At 36.2% G+C, this 20,129-nt stretch carries 16 protein-coding genes; 9 read left to right on the top strand and 7 right to left on the bottom strand.

Features of this window, described 5'->3' with window-relative positions; all coding sequences use genetic code 11:
• Positions 1-6: 6 nt before the first annotated feature.
• Genes ACQKMD_RS02840 through ACQKMD_RS02805 form a run of 8 tightly spaced genes read left to right on the top strand, consistent with a single transcriptional unit; the run spans position 7 to position 11,912 of the window.
• Positions 7-2,397: a DUF7408 domain-containing protein gene (locus ACQKMD_RS02840; RefSeq protein WP_427749256.1), complete on the top strand. Its 2,391-nt coding sequence runs from the start codon at positions 7-9 to the stop codon at positions 2,395-2,397.
• A complete protein-coding gene (locus ACQKMD_RS02835; protein WP_427749255.1) occupies positions 2,394-3,323 on the top strand; it encodes an ABC transporter ATP-binding protein in 930 nt (309 codons plus the stop codon). Before ACQKMD_RS02840 ends, ACQKMD_RS02835 begins: the two co-directional genes overlap by 4 nt.
• Complete coding sequence (locus tag ACQKMD_RS02830) at positions 3,320-4,168, top strand: ABC transporter permease (RefSeq protein ID WP_427749253.1); 849 nt, start codon at positions 3,320-3,322, stop codon at positions 4,166-4,168. Before ACQKMD_RS02835 ends, ACQKMD_RS02830 begins: the two co-directional genes overlap by 4 nt.
• 12 nt (positions 4,169-4,180) lie before the next feature.
• On the top strand, positions 4,181-5,665 hold the full coding sequence (locus tag ACQKMD_RS02825; RefSeq protein ID WP_427749251.1) for a hypothetical protein: 1,485 nt from the start codon (positions 4,181-4,183) through the stop codon (positions 5,663-5,665).
• 12 nt (positions 5,666-5,677) lie between these two features.
• A complete protein-coding gene (locus ACQKMD_RS02820; protein WP_427749249.1) occupies positions 5,678-6,673 on the top strand; it encodes an AAA family ATPase in 996 nt (331 codons plus the stop codon).
• Positions 6,670-7,548 carry a DUF58 domain-containing protein gene (locus ACQKMD_RS02815; RefSeq protein WP_427749248.1) on the top strand — a complete coding sequence of 293 codons (879 nt, stop codon included), beginning with the start codon at positions 6,670-6,672 and terminating at the stop codon, positions 7,546-7,548. Before ACQKMD_RS02820 ends, ACQKMD_RS02815 begins: the two co-directional genes overlap by 4 nt.
• A 10-nt stretch (positions 7,549-7,558) precedes the next feature.
• Entirely contained in the window at positions 7,559-9,328 is a 1,770-nt protein-coding gene (locus ACQKMD_RS02810; protein WP_427749246.1) for a vWA domain-containing protein, read from the top strand.
• The gene (locus tag ACQKMD_RS02805) at positions 9,312-11,912 is read left to right on the top strand and encodes a VWA domain-containing protein (protein ID WP_427749244.1); all 2,601 of its coding nucleotides are present in this window, start codon (positions 9,312-9,314) and stop codon (positions 11,910-11,912) included. The genes ACQKMD_RS02810 and ACQKMD_RS02805 overlap by 17 nt, the downstream gene beginning before the upstream one ends.
• Before the next feature lie 40 nt (positions 11,913-11,952).
• On the opposite strand, the gene ACQKMD_RS02800 is transcribed toward ACQKMD_RS02805, so the two are convergent.
• The 7 genes from ACQKMD_RS02800 to ACQKMD_RS02770 form a co-directional block, all read right to left on the bottom strand.
• A complete protein-coding gene (locus tag ACQKMD_RS02800) occupies positions 11,953-13,122 on the bottom strand; it encodes an MFS transporter (protein ID WP_427749242.1) in 1,170 nt (389 codons plus the stop codon).
• A 130-nt stretch (positions 13,123-13,252) separates the two neighbouring features.
• Positions 13,253-14,326 (bottom strand): ABC transporter substrate-binding protein, encoded by a 1,074-nt coding sequence (locus ACQKMD_RS02795; RefSeq protein ID WP_427749240.1) that lies wholly within the window; start codon positions 14,324-14,326, stop codon positions 13,253-13,255.
• Positions 14,323-15,126 (bottom strand): ABC transporter permease, encoded by an 804-nt coding sequence (locus ACQKMD_RS02790; RefSeq protein WP_427749238.1) that lies wholly within the window; start codon positions 15,124-15,126, stop codon positions 14,323-14,325. Before ACQKMD_RS02790 ends, ACQKMD_RS02795 begins: the two co-directional genes overlap by 4 nt.
• On the bottom strand, positions 15,110-15,934 hold the full coding sequence (locus tag ACQKMD_RS02785) for an ABC transporter permease (protein ID WP_427749237.1): 825 nt from the start codon (positions 15,932-15,934) through the stop codon (positions 15,110-15,112). Before ACQKMD_RS02785 ends, ACQKMD_RS02790 begins: the two co-directional genes overlap by 17 nt.
• Positions 15,924-17,030: an ABC transporter ATP-binding protein gene (locus ACQKMD_RS02780; protein WP_427749235.1), complete on the bottom strand. Its 1,107-nt coding sequence runs from the start codon at positions 17,028-17,030 to the stop codon at positions 15,924-15,926. The genes ACQKMD_RS02785 and ACQKMD_RS02780 overlap by 11 nt, the downstream gene beginning before the upstream one ends.
• Before the next feature lie 15 nt (positions 17,031-17,045).
• On the bottom strand, positions 17,046-17,588 hold the full coding sequence (locus ACQKMD_RS02775; RefSeq protein WP_038183578.1) for a helix-turn-helix domain-containing protein: 543 nt from the start codon (positions 17,586-17,588) through the stop codon (positions 17,046-17,048).
• A 388-nt stretch (positions 17,589-17,976) separates the two neighbouring features.
• Positions 17,977-18,648: a LytTR family DNA-binding domain-containing protein gene (locus tag ACQKMD_RS02770; RefSeq protein WP_427749234.1), complete on the bottom strand. Its 672-nt coding sequence runs from the start codon at positions 18,646-18,648 to the stop codon at positions 17,977-17,979.
• Between the two features lie 183 nt (positions 18,649-18,831).
• On the opposite strand from ACQKMD_RS02770, the gene aceA reads away from it, so the two are divergent.
• The gene (aceA, locus tag ACQKMD_RS02765) at positions 18,832-20,115 is read left to right on the top strand and encodes an isocitrate lyase (RefSeq protein WP_427749232.1); all 1,284 of its coding nucleotides are present in this window, start codon (positions 18,832-18,834) and stop codon (positions 20,113-20,115) included.
• The last annotated feature ends 14 nt before the right edge of the window (positions 20,116-20,129 follow it).

Raw genomic sequence — 20,129 nt, 5'->3', positions numbered from 1 at the left:
TTTCCATTGCGAAGTAGGCTATTATTACTGGTCTCATGTTTTTTATTAATTTTTAATTTTTTACCAGGTATTCAAATCGAAGCGTCTGCTGCACCAAAGCTGGATGTGAAAACATCAGTTGGATTTGAAAATAAGGGTAAATATAACAGAGGATTACCTCTTACGATAACGGTCAAGAACACAGGAACAGCATTTTCTGGTGACATCGTTATTGACGCAATGCAAGACTATAATACTGGAAGTGGTATGGCTATCCCAATTGAACTTGGAGAAAATGAAACTAAAACGATAGAAGTAGCATTTGAACAATTTTCTGACGCCTTTGTTGGAAATGGGTCAAATCAGCAAATGATTCACTTTTACGAAGGTGGTTGGAAAAAAGGAAAATCAATTAAATACACTGGTAAAGCAAAAGTCAATCCTCAACTACTTGAAGAAGACACACCAATTGTTTTCACATTAACAAGTAATGCGGATCGATTATTGGGCTTCACTAAACTTGGCAAGAATAATACAACTAAAATGGAAGTAATCGATGTTGCACAATTAACGAACTTCACTTTACCATCAAAAGCAGCATCTTGGTCGGCGGGTGATGTACTTGTTATTGATGAATATAAATTAGCCGACTTATCAGAAGAGCAACAAAAAGCAATTATCGAATGGGTGAAAAATGGTGGCAAAGCAATCATAGGGGCTTCTGCCAATGTAGATGCAGAAGTTGGTTTATTGAAAGAATACTTGCCATTAACTTTAGGTGAAGAGCGAACAGTATCAAAAGAAACATTGAAAACGTTAACAAAAGGCGGTAATTTTAAAGAAAATGCAACAGCTTACGAAGCTGAAATAAATAAAAAAGCAGTAGTGATATTAGAAGCAGATCATTCTCCGCTTGTTGCTAAACTTGCTGTTGGCAAGGGGGAGGTTATTGAAACTGCCTTTTCTCTAGGAAATGCTCCGTTGGCAAAAGAAGACGATTACACAAAACTTCTTGAAAAAATAGTACCCATCAAAGTTAGTAACCAAGCATTACAATCAGTAATGAACCAAATGAATTGGGAAATAGTCAGTCAAAATGAGACATTCCCTTCATTCCAAGTCTCCGCTATTTTGTTACTAGTGATTGTTGTTTTATATATCTTTCTAATAGGACCTTTACTATATTTCTTACTTAAAAATAAAGATAAACGAGGACATGCATGGTGGATTATTCCTGTATTATCAATTGTGACTTCCTTATTAATCTTTTGGTACGGGGCAAAAGATCGTCTATTAAATCCTCAAATTCAAGAAACAGCTGTTTTTAAAGTAAATGATGATAGCAGTTTGTCAGGTAGCTATGCGTCGGCTTTGTTATCAAATCGTAGTGGCAATTTTGAATTTACAGCACCAAAAGATACATCAATGTCTATGTCTATGTCTAATACATATACAGGTTACAGAAATTTAAATGATGTACATCAAAAAGCCATGTTGGAACAATTTGCTGACCATCAATCATTAACGATTCGAAATAGCCGTTATTGGGCTGTTAATAGCTTAGTTGGTAATACGCAAATTAATGATGTTGGTCGTCTAGACATTCAGTTAGACGTAGAAGGTGGGGCTGTAAAAGGGACAGTTAAGAATAACTTCGCATTCAAACTTAAGGATGTTTCAATTTGGTCAGGAGTTAAGTGGTTAGAACTTGGTGATATTGAACCAAACGAGACTTTAAAAGTAACTCAAACAATTAATGGGTCTATATTATTGTCTCCAATGCAGATGGGCATGCCAGGAATAGAACCAGCAAAAAATAAAAAAGAGGTTTTAAAAAATCGTAAGCAGAGTGCTCGAAACTTAGCTTATCAATTATTAGATGGTAATGATCAACCTGCTATAGTGGCATGGGTAGATGAAGTATTGTTACCAATTGAATTAAAAACTCAAAAAGCTGAGAGAACTTCTTTGAGTTTACTAGTCCAAAATTTTAATCCGAAAACAAATTTATCGGGTGATTTCGTATTACCAGCAAATGCAATGACTAAAGAGATTAATTCAACAATGGGAGGCTATGTTGAACAAACCTTTGAGGATATAAATTCTTGGTATTTAGATGATGGTGAATATGATGTGAATTGGACGATACCACATTCCATATTAGATAAAAAAGTAAAGTGGACAGAATTACAACTTGCCAATACGGATATGCAAACTTTAACAATCAATTTGTATAATGTGAAAAAAGATAAGTTTGAAGAAATATCTGATGCAAGATTTATAGTAGACAAAGACGTTTCGCATTATATTTCAAAAGATGGGCATGTAATTTATAAATTAATTAAGAATGTTGGGAAATATAATGATAATAGGACTGTGTTACCAGAGTTGCAATTGAAAGGGGAGGTCCAAAAATGATAGAAATTAAAGGACTAACAAAAAAATACGGTTCCTTTTATGCTTTACAAGGACTGGATCTCTCAATTGGTGAAGGAACAGTATTTGGTTTTGTTGGAGCAAATGGAGCAGGCAAGTCAACGACATTTTCAATTTTATCAACACTTTTGCAACCCACGGCAGGTGATGCATGGATTGATGGTAAAAGTGTAACGAAACAATCTGAGGATATCCGTAAACTAATTGGGTATATGCCTGACTTCTTTGGTGTCTATGACCAATTGAAAGCAGATGAATATTTGGATTTTTTTGGTTCAAGTTATGGTATTCCAGCAGCAGAGCGAGAGAAGTTAATTCCTCAATTATTAGAACTAGTCAATTTAACACATAAACGCTATGAATATGTAGATGTATTATCACGTGGCATGAAGCAGCGCCTTTGTTTGGCTAGAACGCTTATACATGATCCTAAAGTTCTTATTTTGGATGAACCTGCATCGGGGTTAGACCCCCGTGCTCGAATAGAGATGCGTGATATTTTGAAACAGCTAAAATCAATGGGTAAGACAATATTAATTTCTTCGCATATTCTCCCTGAGCTTGCGGAAATGTGTGATGAAATTGGTGTTATTGATAATGGGAAATTAATTGCACATGGATCAGTATCAGCCATCCAAACACAATTACAAGGTGAAAAAGTGTTGAATGTAAAGCTAAAAGATTCTTTTGAAAAAGCTGTAAGTTTCTTTGAAGAAGATCCTTTTATAACAGGAATTGAAGTAACTGACGAGAAGTTATGTTTCCGTTATCGAGGATCAGATGAAGAGCAAATAGAGCTATTGAAAAAAGCAATATTAGCAAATATTCCAATTCTGTCATTTGTGGAAGAGGAAAAAGACTTAGAAGATGTCTTTATGGCTATAACGAAGGGAGTAGATGAAGCGTGAAATCACTGTTCACAAATCCCGTACTTATAAAAGAGCTTAAGCTGAGATTTCGCTCCTTTAAAAGCTTTTCAGGTATCATGTTTTATTTATTAGCTCTTAGTATTTTTGTTTTTGGTTTTATTTTTGTATCAATGGAGTTTAACATTAGTGGTTTTATAAATCCACAGGAAAGTGTTCTGTTATTTAGCTTGTTAACGTTTGTACAATTGGCGCTCATTTTATTTATTACACCAGGTATGACAGCTGGTTCAATTAGTTCTGAGCGTGAAAAGCAAACCTTGAGTATTCTACTGACGACAGCACAATCTTCTTTCCAAATTATTTTTGGGAAAATGAGTTCGTCTATTGCATTTTTAGTACTTTTATTAGTCGCAGGTTTGCCAATTTATAGTTTAGTGTTTTTATTTGGTGGTGTTTCACCTACACAACTACTCGTTATCTTCGCATTTTTAATTGTGACAATGCTTGCCATTGGAAGTATAGGTGTTATGTTTTCGACATTATTAAGAAAAACAATTCTCTCAATGATTGTAACGTATGGTTCGATGCTATTTATAACAGGTGTCACAGCGTTTTTCTTTTTAATCTCAATGAGGATGAATATGTCAGGCACAACCGGTATGTCAAGTAGTTCATCAATTTTTGCACATTTTTGGGGTACGATTAATCCAATTGCTTTAATGATGACACTAATCAGTCCTGAAATGTTAGATAGTTTCTATGAAGTGACGAAAATCCATTTCCCAATTTGGGCAGGGTATTTAATTTTCTATTCAATTGTGACAGTCGTTTGCTTACTTATAGCTATAAAAAGACTACGCGTTAACATGAAAAAAGCGAAATGAGGAGGGTAATCGATGAACGGTCAAAGTCGTTTAGCACTTGCAGTTAAAAAGGCAAAAACGAGCCTTTTTTTGGAACACTTTTTTACTAGAATTCAGTTGGGTTTACTAGTCGCACTGGGTGTTAGCTTTGTTTTAATGATCGTTTCTCGATTCTTTATTTTTCCTTATTATTCTCAAATTGCACTAGTAGTCGCCATCATGATTTTCATTTCTTGGACACTTTATATTTTATGGACAAAGCCATCAAAAGAGCATTCTATACATGCTCTTGATGGCTATTTCCCTCATAATCAACTACGCGCAGTATTTTCAATTGAAGACACATCGACGACCTTGTTTCAACATTTATTGAAGCAGACAGATGATAATGCTGATATAGCGTTGCTCAAATTTAAAGCAAGAAAAAAGAAAATCGTGCATGTACCCTACATATTAGGTAGCTTTTTTATTGCCGTTGCAATTTTCGCGCTTACATTATTTCCGGCGACAACACAATTAGCTGCAAAAGATGCAGAGCAAGAAAATAAAATCATTTCGGAAATAAAAAAAGAAGTGAAAAAGCTTGAGAAAAAGGCAAAATCAGAAGAAGTAAAAAAAGAATTAACGAAGCTACAGGAAAAGCTAAAAGACACTAAAACATCTGAAGAAGCGTTGCGTGAGCTCGTGAAAAAGCAAAAGGAATTACAATTAAAAGAGCAGCAATTATTGGAGAAAAAGAAATTAGCTAAAAACGATGAAAAAGGCGAAGGAAAAGGACTATCGGAGTCGGAATTGAAGGAGTTAGCCGATCTGCAAAAAGCGAATGATAGATTGATGGATGAGGCGAAGGATGCACAAACTGCGATGAGTCAACAAGGAAAACCACTATCTCAATCGCTTCAAACGGCGTTACAAAATCAGCAGTCAAATGGTCAAAGTCAAAATCAAGCTGCTACTTCTAATAGCAATGCTAGCCAGAGCTCTAGCCAAAATGCTAATAGTTCACAAAATAGTAGTTCATCTCAATCAAATAGCCATAGTAGTCCTAATCAGAACAAAAAGAGTCAAGGTCAGAAGCAAGGCCAGGGTCAAGGCCAGGGTCAAGGGCAAGGTCAAGGCCAGGGTCAAGGCCAGGGTCAAGGTCAAGGTCAAGGTCAAGGTCAAGGTCAGGGTCAAGGCCAGGGTCAAGGCCAGGGTCAAGGTCAAGGCCAGGGTCAAGGCCAGGGTCAAGGTCAAGGTCAGGGTCAAGGTCAAGGTAATCGCAATTTGCTAGCAATACCGGAACGTATTGGCAGTAAAGGGGATACATCGGTAGACTCAGGCAAAATGGGTGAGGGTAGTGCAGCAGAGATTCATGAAACAGAAAAAGGCCCAGTGCATAAAGGATCCTTACGACCTTATGAAGAAGTTGTTGGGAGTTATAAAAATTCGTATTTCCAAACAACAGATCGACTGCAATTACCAAAAGAATTACAAAATATTGTTCAAAATTATTTTACGACCATTGATAACAAATAGAGGAGGAAATCCATGTCTTACACGCCAGAGCAATATGTAACGATGAGTGAAAAATTACAAGCTGTTAGAGACGAAATTGGTCGTTTTATCGTTGGGCAGGAAGAGGCAATCGATTATACAATGTTTGCTGTTCTTGCAGATGGCCACGCCTTATTAGAAGGACTTCCCGGACTAGGGAAAACGATGTTAATCCGTACAATTTCTGAAGTACTTGATCTATCTTTTTCACGTATTCAATTTACGCCAGACTTAATGCCAACGGATATTACAGGTACGAGTGTTATTGAACGTTCAGCTGATGGAAATCAGCGTTTCTCTTTCCAAAAGGGTCCTATTTTCAGTCAAATGGTATTAGCCGATGAAATTAACCGTGCAACGCCAAAAACTCAAAGTGCATTACTAGAGGCAATGGGTGAAAAAACAGTAACTGTTCTTGGTGATACAAAGAAAATGGCAAAACCATTCTTTGTATTAGCTACCCAAAATCCAATCGAAATGGAAGGAACATATCCTCTACCAGAAGCACAAATGGACCGTTTCCTTTGTAAAATACTAGTTCCTACTCCATCCAAATCAGAACTGATGGAAATCATGAAAAGAACGACGGGGTCAATCTCAATTGAATTACAAAAAATCATGAATGATACAGAAATCGTTGAACTACAAGAAATGGTGAAAGAAATTATAATAGCTGAAGATATGCTTTCTTATGCGGTAGATTTAGTCGTTGCTACGCATCCAGATAGCTCTGATACGATTGATGAAGTAAAGCAGTATATTGAGTATGGTAGTGGTCCTCGTGGATTGCAAAGTATTGTAAAACTTGCAAAAGCACGTGCTCTTATCAATGGACGTTATCACGTATCTATTGCAGATATTAAAACTGTAGCAAAACCAGCTCTACGACATCGTTTAATGCTCAATTATGAAGGAGAAGCAACGGGCTTACAAGTTGACGATGTATTAGATACGTTACTTGATAAAATGAAACAAGGGCAAGTAGTATGAAGCAACCCCATTTTTTGCTGCCAAATGAATGGGCAAGTAAAATTCGCCGTTTATCATTAAATACAGCTACAAAAATACGCGGACATCATAAAGGATCACACCGATCACAGCGCTTTGGAGCATCTCTAGATTTTTCTGACTTTAGAGAGTATCATCCAGGTGACGATGTAAGACAGTTGGATTGGAATGTCTTTGCGAGAACAGAGAAGTTTTTTATTAAACGCTTTTTAGATGAACAGGAGATGCGTGTTCATATTTTACTTGATACAACAAAATCTATGGGAGAGGAAGCGAAATGGCTTTTTGCCAGACAGCTTTCTACAGCATTAGGCTTAATGGTGTTGAATAAAGACGATCGATTATCATTTTCATATGTGTCAAATAAGCCAACACCACCATTTCGTCGAAAAGGTTCCACGTATCAAAGGGCTTATGAAAAGACAGTAGCTGATTTATCGGAACCAATATTCAGTAAAACCTTTACTGATCATGCTTTGCAAACCTTGCCTAGGGATGCAACAATTCTACTAATTATTTCAGATATGCTCGAGCCACTTGAAAGATGGAGCGCTTTTTTAAGTAAAGTGCCAAGATTTGCTGGGGATATTCGACTTCTTCAAATACAGTCAGCAGATGAAAAATTGCCAACGTACTCTGGGGATGTGCGATTAGTTGATGTAGAGACATCGTCGAGCGTTAATGTATCAATGTCGCAAAATGTTCTTCGATCATATGAAGAAAAACAACAAGGGCACCAATTGCAGCTTGAGGCAATATGTAGAAAATATGGTGTTCAGCATATAACCTTGCAAGTGGCAGATGGACTTCAACATGCTCTATTCAACCAACTAGTCAAAGCAAAATGGCTACAGTGAGGTGAAGTAAATGGGATTTAATCAACTACCGTTTCTATTAACAGGAATTATTCCTCTAACGGTTTTAATTTATTATTTTTTCCGTAAGAAGTATGTGGAGAAACAAATTTCCTCTACGCTTTTTTGGGATGAAGTAATGAAGGAAACGAAGGCTTCCCCTTATTTGCAACATTTACAAAGAAATGCTCTATTTTATTTGCAAATACTTGGACTGATTATACTCGTTTTCGCTTTATTACAGCCGTATTGGAAAACGAAGTCTATTGCAGGTGATCAAATTATTTGGGTAGTTGATACATCAGCTACAATGTTAGCAGAGAAAGATGGTCAAACGATATTTGAAGGTCATCAAAAAGAAATGCTAGATTTAACGAATAAGCTAGGTGGTAAAGCTGTTACGATTATGACAACTGGGCCAGAGCCACAAGTTATTTTGCGCAACGAAACAAATACAAAGACAATTCAAAATGCCGTGAAATCATTAGAAGTTACATATGCTAATGAAGAATTTCCAAAAACGTTAGACTTTTTACAGACATTCATTAGCAAGAAATCAGCGGTTATTTATTTGTTCACAGATGCTATAGAACGTGACCAATTGCCACTGGAATTATCAGATATTAAATGGATTGTTATAGGGGCACCTGATGACTTACAGAACATTTCATTGCAGCGTTTTGGTGCAACAAAAGTAGATGGCCAGTTGAAAGCGATAGCTCAAGTGAAAAATGATACGAGTAAAGAACAGCAGGTAACAGTCACTATTTCTAATGATACAGGTAAAACGTTAGTAAATAAGAAAATTACTATTCCTGCAAATGAAGAAGAACGTGTTCTCTTCGATAAACTTACTGATCAAACAGTACTAACAGCTAAGTTGAAAGTAAACGATAACTACAAAGTGGATAATGAAATGACCATTTTGGTACAGCAGAATATGACCAAAATTTTAGTCGATCAAGGGTTACAGCAACTTGTACAAAAAGCATTTCAAGCAATGGATTTCCCAGTAAGTATCGTACCATCGTTACAATTGGAAGATTCAAAGGACGATGCAATTATCGTGACAAACCAAACGAAGTTGTTAGAACAAAAAAAGCAACCCGTACTATTAATTGGCCGTGATGATAAAAAAGCAAAAAAAATCAGCGGTGAGGTTGAAACGGAGAATTCTAATCTCTTTGCTTATGCACCGATTAAAGATGTCTATGTCAATGAGCTATATCCGGCATTTAAGGAGTATAAAACAGTTGCAACAATTGGTGATGAGCCGTTTATTCAAATTTCACCAGTAGGACATATTGTAGTCTTAGCTGATATACAAATGACAGACTGGCCATTACATCCGTCATTCCCTTTATTTTTATGGAGCGCTAAAGAAAATCTTGCTAGTAGTGGTAGTGATATTGGTACGTTTTCACCAAATGAAAGACGTACTATATCTTTAGCAGAAAAAGATAGAGAAACAATGGGGTATGAAATTTATACCCAAGATGGTGAATATATTCGTAGCTTTGAAAATGGTAGCAGTTTTATCGCACCTACCAAACCAGGACTCTATATGATCAAATCAGGAAACGAGGAAAAACGCTTCGCAGTTACATTACAACAGCAGGAGAAAGTAATTGTACAAGGAACATCGTTTGAATATGGGGAGACGGCAGATAAAAAAGCGACTAACTTTGTACAGCAATCCCTTGTACCATTGTTTTTATTCTTTATCATCGTATTATTACTAGCTGAATGGGAGGTGCAACGTCGATATGGATTTACGCATTGATGACCCCCTATGGCTACTGTTATTTATACCGGTTCTATTGTATTTTGGATGGGCGTGGTTACAAAGTAGGGAAAGTTATAATAAAGAACATAAAATTATTTTCTGTATGCGTGTAGTAGCAATAAGTCTTCTCGTTTTTGCATTGAGTGCACCTTATATATTATTGTCGATAAAAGAAGAACAAGTAGTCTTTTTAGTAGACCGTTCTGCCTCGATGAAAGGAACTGAAAAAGACATTGCCAGTTGGATCCAAGAAAGTATGGAAAGTAGTAAGGAATATCAATCTAAAGGAGTTTATAGTTTTGCTACAGGAGTACAGACAGATCTTGGCTTAACGGCTAACAGAACCAATTTACCAGAATGGCCTGTATTAAAAGACAGTGGTCAAACAAATTTAGCAAATGCCTTACAGTTAGTAACGAATGTAGTAGACAAAAATAAGGCAACCCGTATTGTTGTTTTTTCAGATGGTGTTGAAACAGCGGGGTCAACAACAGAACAACTTAGTCGATTACAAAATAGTAATGTTCAAATTGATACAGTAAAAGTGGATAAACCAGTAAAACAAGATGTTGCCATTACTTCCTTTGAAACACCGCCAGTGGCATATAAAGGTGAGCGACAACAGTTAACTGTGCAAATAGAAGCTTCTACAAATACAACAAGCGAGCTACTATTATCAGCGAATGATAAAATAATTGAAAAGCAAAAAGTTCAGTTAGATAGTGGTTCAAATACAGTTACTTTCCGCCATACAGCTAAAGGTGATGGTCTTATTAAGTATAAGGCCCAGCTTAAAATGGCAGAAGATGCATTACTTGAAAATAATGAATTGACAAGTGTTACTACAGTACAAGGAACACCACATATATTATTAGTACACAGTGACGATGTGAAATCAAGCAGTCTATCGAATGTTATTGACCAGAGCACTCTGAAGGTAGATACCATCTCCGCGTTGGAATTACCTTCAATGCAGTCTTCTTATATTGGTTATGATGCTATTATTTTTGACAATGTCTCAGGGCATTTAGTCGGAGAACAGAAAATGGCGATGATTGAACAGGCGGTTAAAAACTTTGGTATGGGCTTTATGATGATTGGTGGGGAAAATAGTTTTGGTCTCGGTGGTTATTTCAAAACGCCGATTGAGACCATTTTGCCTGTTGAAATGGAAGTGAAGGGGAAAGAAAAGATTCCTTCTCTTGGTTTAACAATTGTTCTAGATCGTTCTGGAAGTATGTATGGTAACAAAATTAATTTAGCAAAGGAAGCAGCTGCACGCTCAGTTGAATTATTGCGCGAAGATGATATATTTGGTTTTATCGCATTTGACGATCGGCCATGGGAAATCATACCGCCAAATCCGTTAGAAAATAAAAAGCAAGTGATTGAGCAAATTCTATCTGTCACACCAGACGGAGGGACGGAAATTTATACATCTTTAAGCTTAGCTTATGAACGTATGCAAGATTTAAAGTTACAGCGCAAACATATTATTTTGTTAACAGATGGTCAGGCAGCCACAAATAATTCCTATGAGCAGCTAATTGAAGAAGGTAAAAAAGCGAATATTACACTTTCTACCGTTGCAATTGGACAAGATTCTGATCGAGGTTTGCTTCAATATCTAGCAGAAGCAGGAGCAGGTCGATTCTATGATGTGGCAGATGAAGAAACAATTCCGTCGATACTCTCTCGTGAAACTTCGATGTTGACCCGCACATATATCGAAGACAATCCATTTTACCCCATCATAGGTGGAGGGGCAAAATGGCAAAGTCTATTTAAAGATGGCGTGCCGAAAATGAACGCATATATTGCTACTACAGCTAAACAGACAGCTAATGTCATTATAGAAAGTGAAAAGGACGATCCTGTTCTTGCAGAATGGAAGTATGGTCTAGGAAAGACAATGGCCTTTACATCGGATACAACAGGAAAATGGAGCGGGGATTGGGCTCGCTTCCAAGGATGGTCAGATTTTTGGAACACGACCGTATCGAAGCTACTCCCTTCATATAATGAAGTGCCTTATAATATTCAACAGCAAAGCGACGGTTCTTTTATCGTTTCAGACCCGACAGCACAATCGGCCTTTATGGACATAGTCGTTGTAGATGAAAAAGGTGAAGAGTTATCAATCACAGAAGAACCTTTATCACCAGGTAAAACTCGTGTGAATTTTGATCATGGACCTGGATTAGTATTCTTTAGAGTTTCCAATGAAGATGCAGGGATGTATCAGGCTGGACTGACAATCCCTTACAGTGCAGAATATCAAATACAGCCGGACAATACGAAGTTATTAACAGAGCTTTCGACAAAAACCAATGGTAAAGAACTAACAGAACCGGCCGAAGCATTTCGTAAGCTTCCTTCAGCAAGTTCAAACCAGCAGAACATTGCACAATGGTTAGTGTTAATGGCGATGTTATTATTCTTTATCGATATCACAATAAGACGCTTCGGTTGGACTACATTACGAAATATTCCAAATGGAATTCGTAAAACAAAAAAAGAAACTCAACAAGAAGAACAACTTAACGTTGGTGAATTGTTGAAAAATAAGAAAATACGTTAAAAAGGCGGCTCGAATTTGAGCCGCCTTTTCATATGTTCTATTAAGCTTGTGCTGTTTTTCTTTTTGTCCAAATTGCAGTTAGACAGAAACAACCTACTAAAATTATTGTTCCAAAAATATATGGACTATTCATTTTCCAATCGAATAATATGCCGGCAAGGGCAGGTCCAATCATATTTCCTAAGCTCATATATGCATTATTCATACCAGCAGCGAATCCTTGTTCATTGCCAGCTGTTTTTGAAATCAGAGTATTTACAGCCGGACGAATTAAAGTGGTTGCTGTTGAGAATAGAGTCGCCACAAGTAACATGATAAAGTATCCACTAACGAATAATATTCCTAGCATACTAATGGAAGCAACTACAAGGCCAAATAAAATAATTTTCATTTCTCCAAATCTCTTAAATAGACTATTTAATGCAAAGCCTTGAACGACCACTCCAGCAAAACCACCAACAGTCATTAATATGGCGATATCAGTTGCTGTGTATGAAAACTTATAAGTTAAGAACATTGATAAAGTCGCTTGGAAGTTTGATATTCCAAATGAGAATACAAAGACAACAATAAGTAGTACAAAATATGAGGCATGGAATGAACGAGATAGTTGTTTGAATATGTTTTCACCTTTTACAACATTCTGTATTACAGGGGTTGTCGCTGGTAATAAGATAAGAGATAAAACGCCAGCAATAATAGAAGATGAACCAGCAAAGTAAAATGGAAAGTGCAAACTAACATGAGACAAAAAGCCACCAATTCCAGGTCCAATCATAAAGCCTAGTGAAACAGCTGCTCCAATTTGCCCCATCGCTTTTCCGCGTGCGTCAATGGTTGTAATATCTGCTACATAAGCCATAATAGGTGGTACGATAAAGGCAGAGCCTACTCCTATTAAGAAACGACAAACGAATAACATCCAAAGCTCTGTAGATAAGCCAAATGAAATTTGTGCAATACCGTTTAGAATTAGACCAAAAACTATTAATTTTTTTCGACCGATACGGTCAGATAAATTCCCAGCAATAGGGGAGAACAGAAATTGTGCAAAAGCAATAATAGCAATTAAAAAACCGAGTACTTGTCCAGCTGCACCGAATAGTTTTAAATAAGTTGGCATGACGGGAATAATGAGACCAACGGCACTCATGGTGATAAACATATTGAACATTAATAAGATCAACGCCAATTTATTAGAGGATTTCATAGATTGCTCTCTTTCTTGTAGAAGTATTTCGTGTTACTAATTAATGATACTGATAGAATTATACAGTTAGATTTTGCGTTAAGCAACAAAAGAAGCTCAGTAAGGTTTACACCTACCGAGCTTCTTCATTCTATCGTATGGACATTTTAAATTTTAAGAAAAATTCATTGTACTCACCGATTTTTTCTTTACCTAAATTTTTATACACATGTAAATTATTTCGAACTTCTTTTGAAGGATAGTAACGTTCATCGTTCACTACTTCTGGGTCCATTAATTTTAATGCTGCCTTATTAGGTGTAGAATAGCCGACATAATCAGCATTTTGAGCAGCTACTTCAGGATCTAACATGAAGTTAATAAATTTATGGGCACCCTCTATGTTTTTAGACGTTTTAGGAATAACCATGTTATCAAACCATAAATTAGAGCCTTCTGATGGTACATTATACGTTAAGTCTGCATTTTCATTCATCATATCAGCAGCTTGACCTGACCAAGTTAGAGCGACAGATGCATCACCATTTACCATTAATTGAGTTACTTCATCGCCGATAATAGCTTTGACATTTGGGGCCAGTTTAATTAGTTTATCAGTTGCTGCCTGTAATTCATCGGTATCAATTGAATTAAGTGATTTCCCCATACTGTTTAAGCTAACACCTAAAACTTCACGAGCACTATCAACTAATATCACTTTTCCTTTTAGAGATGGATCCCAAAGGTCATCCCAGCTATCGAAATTTTGACCATTTAACATCGTTGGATTATAAACAATGCCTACGGTACCCCAGAAATAAGGGACGGAGTATTTATTCTTCGGATCAAAATCTAAATTTAAGAAATCATCATCGATATTCTTGATGTTTGGAATTTTTTTGTAATCAATTGGAAGCAGTAACTTACGTTCTTCCATTTGCTCAATTGTGTATTCAGATGGCATCGAAATATCGTAAGATGTACCACCTTGTTCTATTTTCGTCATCATCGCTTCATTTGAATCAAATGTTTCGTAAATAACATGAATACCAGTTTCTTTTTCAAATTGTTTAAGTAAGTCGGGATCAATATATTCTCCCCAGTTATAAATGGTTAAAATATCTTTTCCTGATTTACCGGAAGTTTTGTCCATTACACTTGCAGCGTACATCAGTATTGCGCAAACAAGAATTATGCCAACTGTATAACGTACTAATGACTTCATTTCGGAACCTCCGATCCACGTGCGCCTTTACTACGGTTTGTGATGAAGTAATAACCGAGCACAAGTAACATCGTAACAAAGAATACTAATCCAGATATAGCATTAACAGTTAAAGAAACACCGGCGCGCGCCATTGAGTAGATTTCAACTGATAAAGTACTGAAGCCATTTCCAGTAACGAAAAACGTCACAGCAAAATCATCTAGAGAATAAGTTAACGCTAAAAAGAATCCGGCGAAAATACCTGGTTTGACATAAGGTAAAATAACGCGTGTTAAAATGTCTCGACGTGTAGCACCTAAATCAAGTGCTGCATCAATAAGAGAAGAACTCATTTCTTGCAGTTTAGGCAATACCATAATGACAACAATTGGAATACTGAAAGCGACGTGTGATAATAATACAGAACTGAAGCCTAATTTAACTCCAACCATTGTAAATAAGATCAAGAATGAAGCCCCGATAATTACATCTGGACTAACAATTAAAATATTATTTAGCGAGAGTACAGTATTGCGTAGTTTTTGATTGCGCATAGAAATAATTCCAATCGCACCAAGAGTTCCGATTATCGTAGAAATGAGTGCAGACAATAATGCTACTACAACTGTATTAATCAAAATGTTTATCAAACGTGTATCTTCAAATACAGCTATATAATGCTCTAATGTAAATGATTTGAAATTTGTCATCGTTCCGCCACTGTTAAAAGAGTAAAATACTAAAAACAGAATAGGCGCATACAAAACGACAAAAACCAAAGCTAAATAGAGCTTTGAACTTTTACTTAGCTTTTCCATTTAGTGATGCCCCTTTCTCTTTTTGACCAGTGATTAGCATAATGATGAACATAAATAGTATTAAGAATACAGCGATTGTCGAACCCATTCCCCAGTTTTGAGTAACCAAAAATTGTTGTTCAATTGCAGTACCAAGTGTAATAACGCGATTACCTGCAATGAGTCGAGTAATCATGAATAGAGATAATGCAGGGATGAATACAGCTTGAACTCCTGATTTAATACCGTTCATTGTAAGTGGTAATATAACTCTACGGAATGTAGTTAGTTTAGAAGCACCTAAATCGCGAGAAGCATAAATAAGTGCTGGATTTAGTTTATCCAGTGCATTGAAAATCGGTAAAATCATAAACGGAATGAAAATATAAACAGCTACAAAAACAAAACTCATATCAGTAAATAGTATTTGTTGTTCTGGAATGCCGATTATTTTCAAAAATGCATTAATTGGACCACTCATGCCGAAAATTCCAATGAAAGCATACGTTTTTAAAAGTAAGTTAATCCATGATGGAATAATAATTAATATTAGCCAAAGTTGTTTTTGCTTTGTTTTAGTAATTAAATAAGCTGTAGGATAAGATACTAATAATGAGAATAGTGTAATCAGAAACGCGTACCAAAACGAACTTAACGTCATTTTCAAATAAACGCCCGTAAAGAAGTTTTGATAGTTTGCTAATGTGAAATTCCCATTTAAATCAAGCAGTGAGTAATACACAACCAATATAATTGGTGCAATTACAAAGAGCGCAATCCACAAATAGTACGGAATGAGCGTAATTGAACTATTTTTTTTATTTCTCATCTTCTTCATCTCCATATGATTCTAAACGTTTGTCAAAGTCTTCCTCTGTTTCGTTTAGACGCATAACGTGAATGGCTTCAGGATCAAAATCTAGTCCGATTTTCGTACCAACTGTTGCTTTTTTTAATGAGTGTACAAGCCATTCGTTTCCATCTCCATCATAGGTAGATAATTCATAATGTACGCCGCGGAATAATTGTGTATCTACAGTTACTTCTAACTTACCTTTTTCAAGTGACGTAATTTCCAAATCTTCAGGTCGAATTACGATATCTATTTTTTCATTTGGATTTAAGCCTTGGTCGACACATTCGAATGTTTTGCCAGCGAAATTCACGACAAAGTCTTCAATCATCGTACCAGGCACTATATTTGATTCACCGATGAAATCTGCAACGAATCGGTTAATAGGTTCATCATAAATATCAACTGGTGTACCACTTTGTTGAATATTTCCCTCGTTTAAAACGAAAATTTCATCCGACATTGCTAATGCTTCTTCTTGATCATGTGTAACGAAAACGAAAGTTTTACCTAGTCGTTGTTGTAATTCGCGTAGTTCATATTGCATTTCTGTACGAAGCTTTAAGTCTAAAGCAGACAAAGGTTCATCTAATAAAATAATTTCAGGGTCATTAACGATTGCCCGAGCTATAGCGACACGTTGACGTTGACCACCTGACATTTCAGAGATTTCTCGATTGCCATAACCGTCTAAGTTAACAAATTTTAATGCTTCATTTACACGAGTTGTAATTTCAGCATTTTTTAGTTTTTTGATACGTAATCCAAACGCTACATTTTCAAACACATCTAAATGTGGGAATAGGGCATAGTCTTGGAATACAGTATTCACTTGTCGTTCATTTGCAGGAACATTATTGATTTTCTTACCATTAAAATAAATTGAGCCACTCGTAGGCTCCATGAAACCAGCGATTAGGCGGAGAATTGTTGTTTTACCACAACCAGATGGACCTAGTAGCGTGTAAAACTCACCTCTCTCTAATTCAAAACTGATGTCTTTTAATACAACAGTGCCATCAGAATAAGACTTTGACACGTTTTCAAAGCGAATAATTGAGTTTTCAGTCATGTTGGGCCTCCTAAACTATAAATAAGATTCGGTTGCGACGAGTAAAAGCTCGGTTTTTCCTGCGTGAGCATTAAACAGCTGATGAGTATCCGAAGCATCGAAATAGACCGCATTACCTGCAGTTGCGATATATTCTTCCTTACCTAATACAAGTCGAACACGCCCTGTTAAAACATAAATAAATGTTTCAGATAGAGAAGGCTCAAATTGTTTGAATTCACCGTTTTGTTCAAATGTTAAAATGACAGGTTCAATTTCTTTTTCATTAGAAGTTGGAATAAGCCATTGAATACGATATTTTTTATCTTCGTCTGTAAAGATTGTTTGGTCCTCATCTGTGTAGACGACCTTTTGTTCTTCTTGTTCATCATCAAAAAAGTCTTTTGGTGTTGAGCCAAGAACTTCTAGCAATGTGAAGAGAGTTTCAATAGAAGGGGAGTTAAGATCTCTTTCTAATTGTGAGATGTAACCTTTGCTCAAATCTGTTCTTTCGCCTAACTCTTCTTGAGTAAGCCCCTTTTTTAGGCGAAGTCGTTTAATCTTTTTGCCGATTTGCATCTACCTTGCTCCTCGATTGTTTACTATTCGTAAACTTAAAGAATCAAAAGTTTACTTTAACGAAACTTTTAGTTTACTCAAACGATATCTATTATACAAAATTGACAGCATTTTTCAACCGTTTTAAGAAAAAATAAAAGCTAGTTTGAAAGTTTATGAGAAAATATCCGTAATTCTAAGTTGAAAATTGTATTCTCTATTATTTGGGTACCCAAAATTGGAAAGAATGTATTCCATTTATATAGAAGATGATTCTGTAAAGTTGTTTAGTAATAATATAAATTAAGATTATTTTGTAGGATATAATCTATCAATTCTTCAATTGAAACTTTTAGAATTAAAAAACCGAATGCGTTTTCGCATCCGGTAGACAGAATTAATATTAATTCTAAAATTCTAGAGCTTTTTTCACATCATTAATATAGGAACTACTCACAGGTAGTTCAGTATTATCTTTCAAAACTATCATTAAATTAGAAGAGAAGTCTTTCGTTATTTTTTGAATGGAGTGAATATTTACTATATAAGAACGGTGAATTCGTAGAAAACAATCAGGTAATCGTCTATGTAACTCTTTTAAAGTTAAGTTTGTTTTGTATTGTTCACTTTTAGCATAAAACCAGCTCTTTTTATTTAAACTCTCGAAATGCGAAACTTTCTCAATTGCGATAGGCGCCCATTCATCTTCTTGTTTACCAGTTATAAAGCGAAACGGTTCTTTTATAGCAACCTGGTGATCAGGAGGTAATATGACAAGTAGTGCTGCAGGCTGCCCATTTAAGTCGATGGGATAACCAATGCCGTAATAGGGTGTACCTAATAGCTCTTCTTCTACAACAGCTTCAATCTTTCTTCGTTCTTGAATGACTCGTTCTGCAATGCTACCTTTTTTTATACCTTTTCCATTATTTAGATGTACATCATAAGCGCCAGCTAAATAGTAGATGTACGATTCTCCGGTGGCAATCGCCAATGTGGCATCTTGTGGAATCCAATCTGCTAACAAATTCTTGTATTGATTAATTAGTTCTTTTGCAAAACCAACTTTATCCTCAACCATTTGAAGCGCCCCCTCAATTCATCTTGGAAAAACGTTCTTTCATCGTAAAAAAATGGGTTTTTGTCAAAAAACAATAACAAAAATTAGAAACTGTTATATATTAATTTATAACAACGTTTACTGTTATGCAACAATAAATTCAAGCAGACTTTAACGTAAATTAATTGGAAGGTGTGGATTGTAATGGTATCAAGACAACAACAAGTGGAGCAATTAGAAAAAAGCTGGGCAGAAGAGGGTCGTTGGTTAGGGATTGAACGTCCATATAGCGCTGAAGAAGTAGTTAAATTACGCGGTTCTGTAATTATTGAACATACATTGGCAAAAAAAGGTGCTGCACGTTTATGGAAATCTTTGCACGAAGAAGATTTCATTAATGCTTTAGGAGCATTAACAGGTAATCAAGCAGTACAACAAGTTAAAGCAGGTTTAAAAGCAATTTACCTAAGTGGTTGGCAAGTAGCGGCAGATGCAAACCTTTCTGGTCAAATGTATCCTGACCAAAGCTTATACCCAGCTAATAGTGTTCCTACGGTTGTTAAACGCATTAACCAAGCACTACAACGTGCAGACCAAATCGATCATGCTGAAGGGCGTGAAGATGGTTTTGACTGGTTCGCACCAATTGTAGCAGATGCGGAAGCAGGATTTGGCGGACCATTAAATGTCTTCGAATTAGTTAAAGGTATGATTGAATCAGGTGCATCAGGTGTTCACTTAGAAGATCAATTAGCTTCAGAAAAAAAATGCGGTCATTTAGGAGGCAAAGTTTTATTGCCAACACAAAATGCAATTCGTAATCTGATTTCTGCAAGACTTGCAGCTGATGTTTTAAATGTACCAACAATTCTAATTGCTCGTACTGATGCTGATGCTGCGGATATGGTGACAAGTGATATCGATCCAAGAGATTCAGAATTTATCACAGGAGAGCGTACTCCTGAAGGTTTTTTCCGTACAAAACCGGGTATTGACCAAGCGATTGCTCGTGGGCTTGCTTATGCGCCGTATGCAGATTTAATTTGGTGCGAAACATCAACGCCGGATTTAGAAGAGGCAAAAAAATTTGCTGATGCAATCCGTGCAAAATTCCCAAATAAAATGCTTGCATATAACTGTTCACCGTCATTCAACTGGAAAGCAAACTTAGATGATGAAACAATCGCTAAATATCAAGTGGAACTAGGTAAAATGGGTTACAAATTCCAATTTGTAACGTTAGCAGGATTCCATGCTTTAAACCATAGCATGTTCGAATTGGCGCATGATTATAAAGACAATGGCATGGCTGCATATTCTAAACTTCAACAAGCTGAATTTGCTAATGAAACAATAGGTTATACAGCTACAAAACATCAACGTGAAGTAGGAACTGGTTACTTTGATGATGTATCTCAAGTAATTTCAGGAGGAACATCTTCTACAACTGCTATGAAGGGCTCTACTGAAACAGCACAATTTATTTAATCAAATGGGGGATA

The organism is Viridibacillus sp. NPDC096237 (genome assembly GCF_050278625.1).
In the GTDB taxonomy this organism is placed as follows: domain Bacteria; phylum Bacillota; class Bacilli; order Bacillales_A; family Planococcaceae; genus Viridibacillus.
The sequence above is the reverse complement of the archived record's forward strand: the minus strand, read 5'-3'. Positions and strand labels throughout refer to the sequence as shown.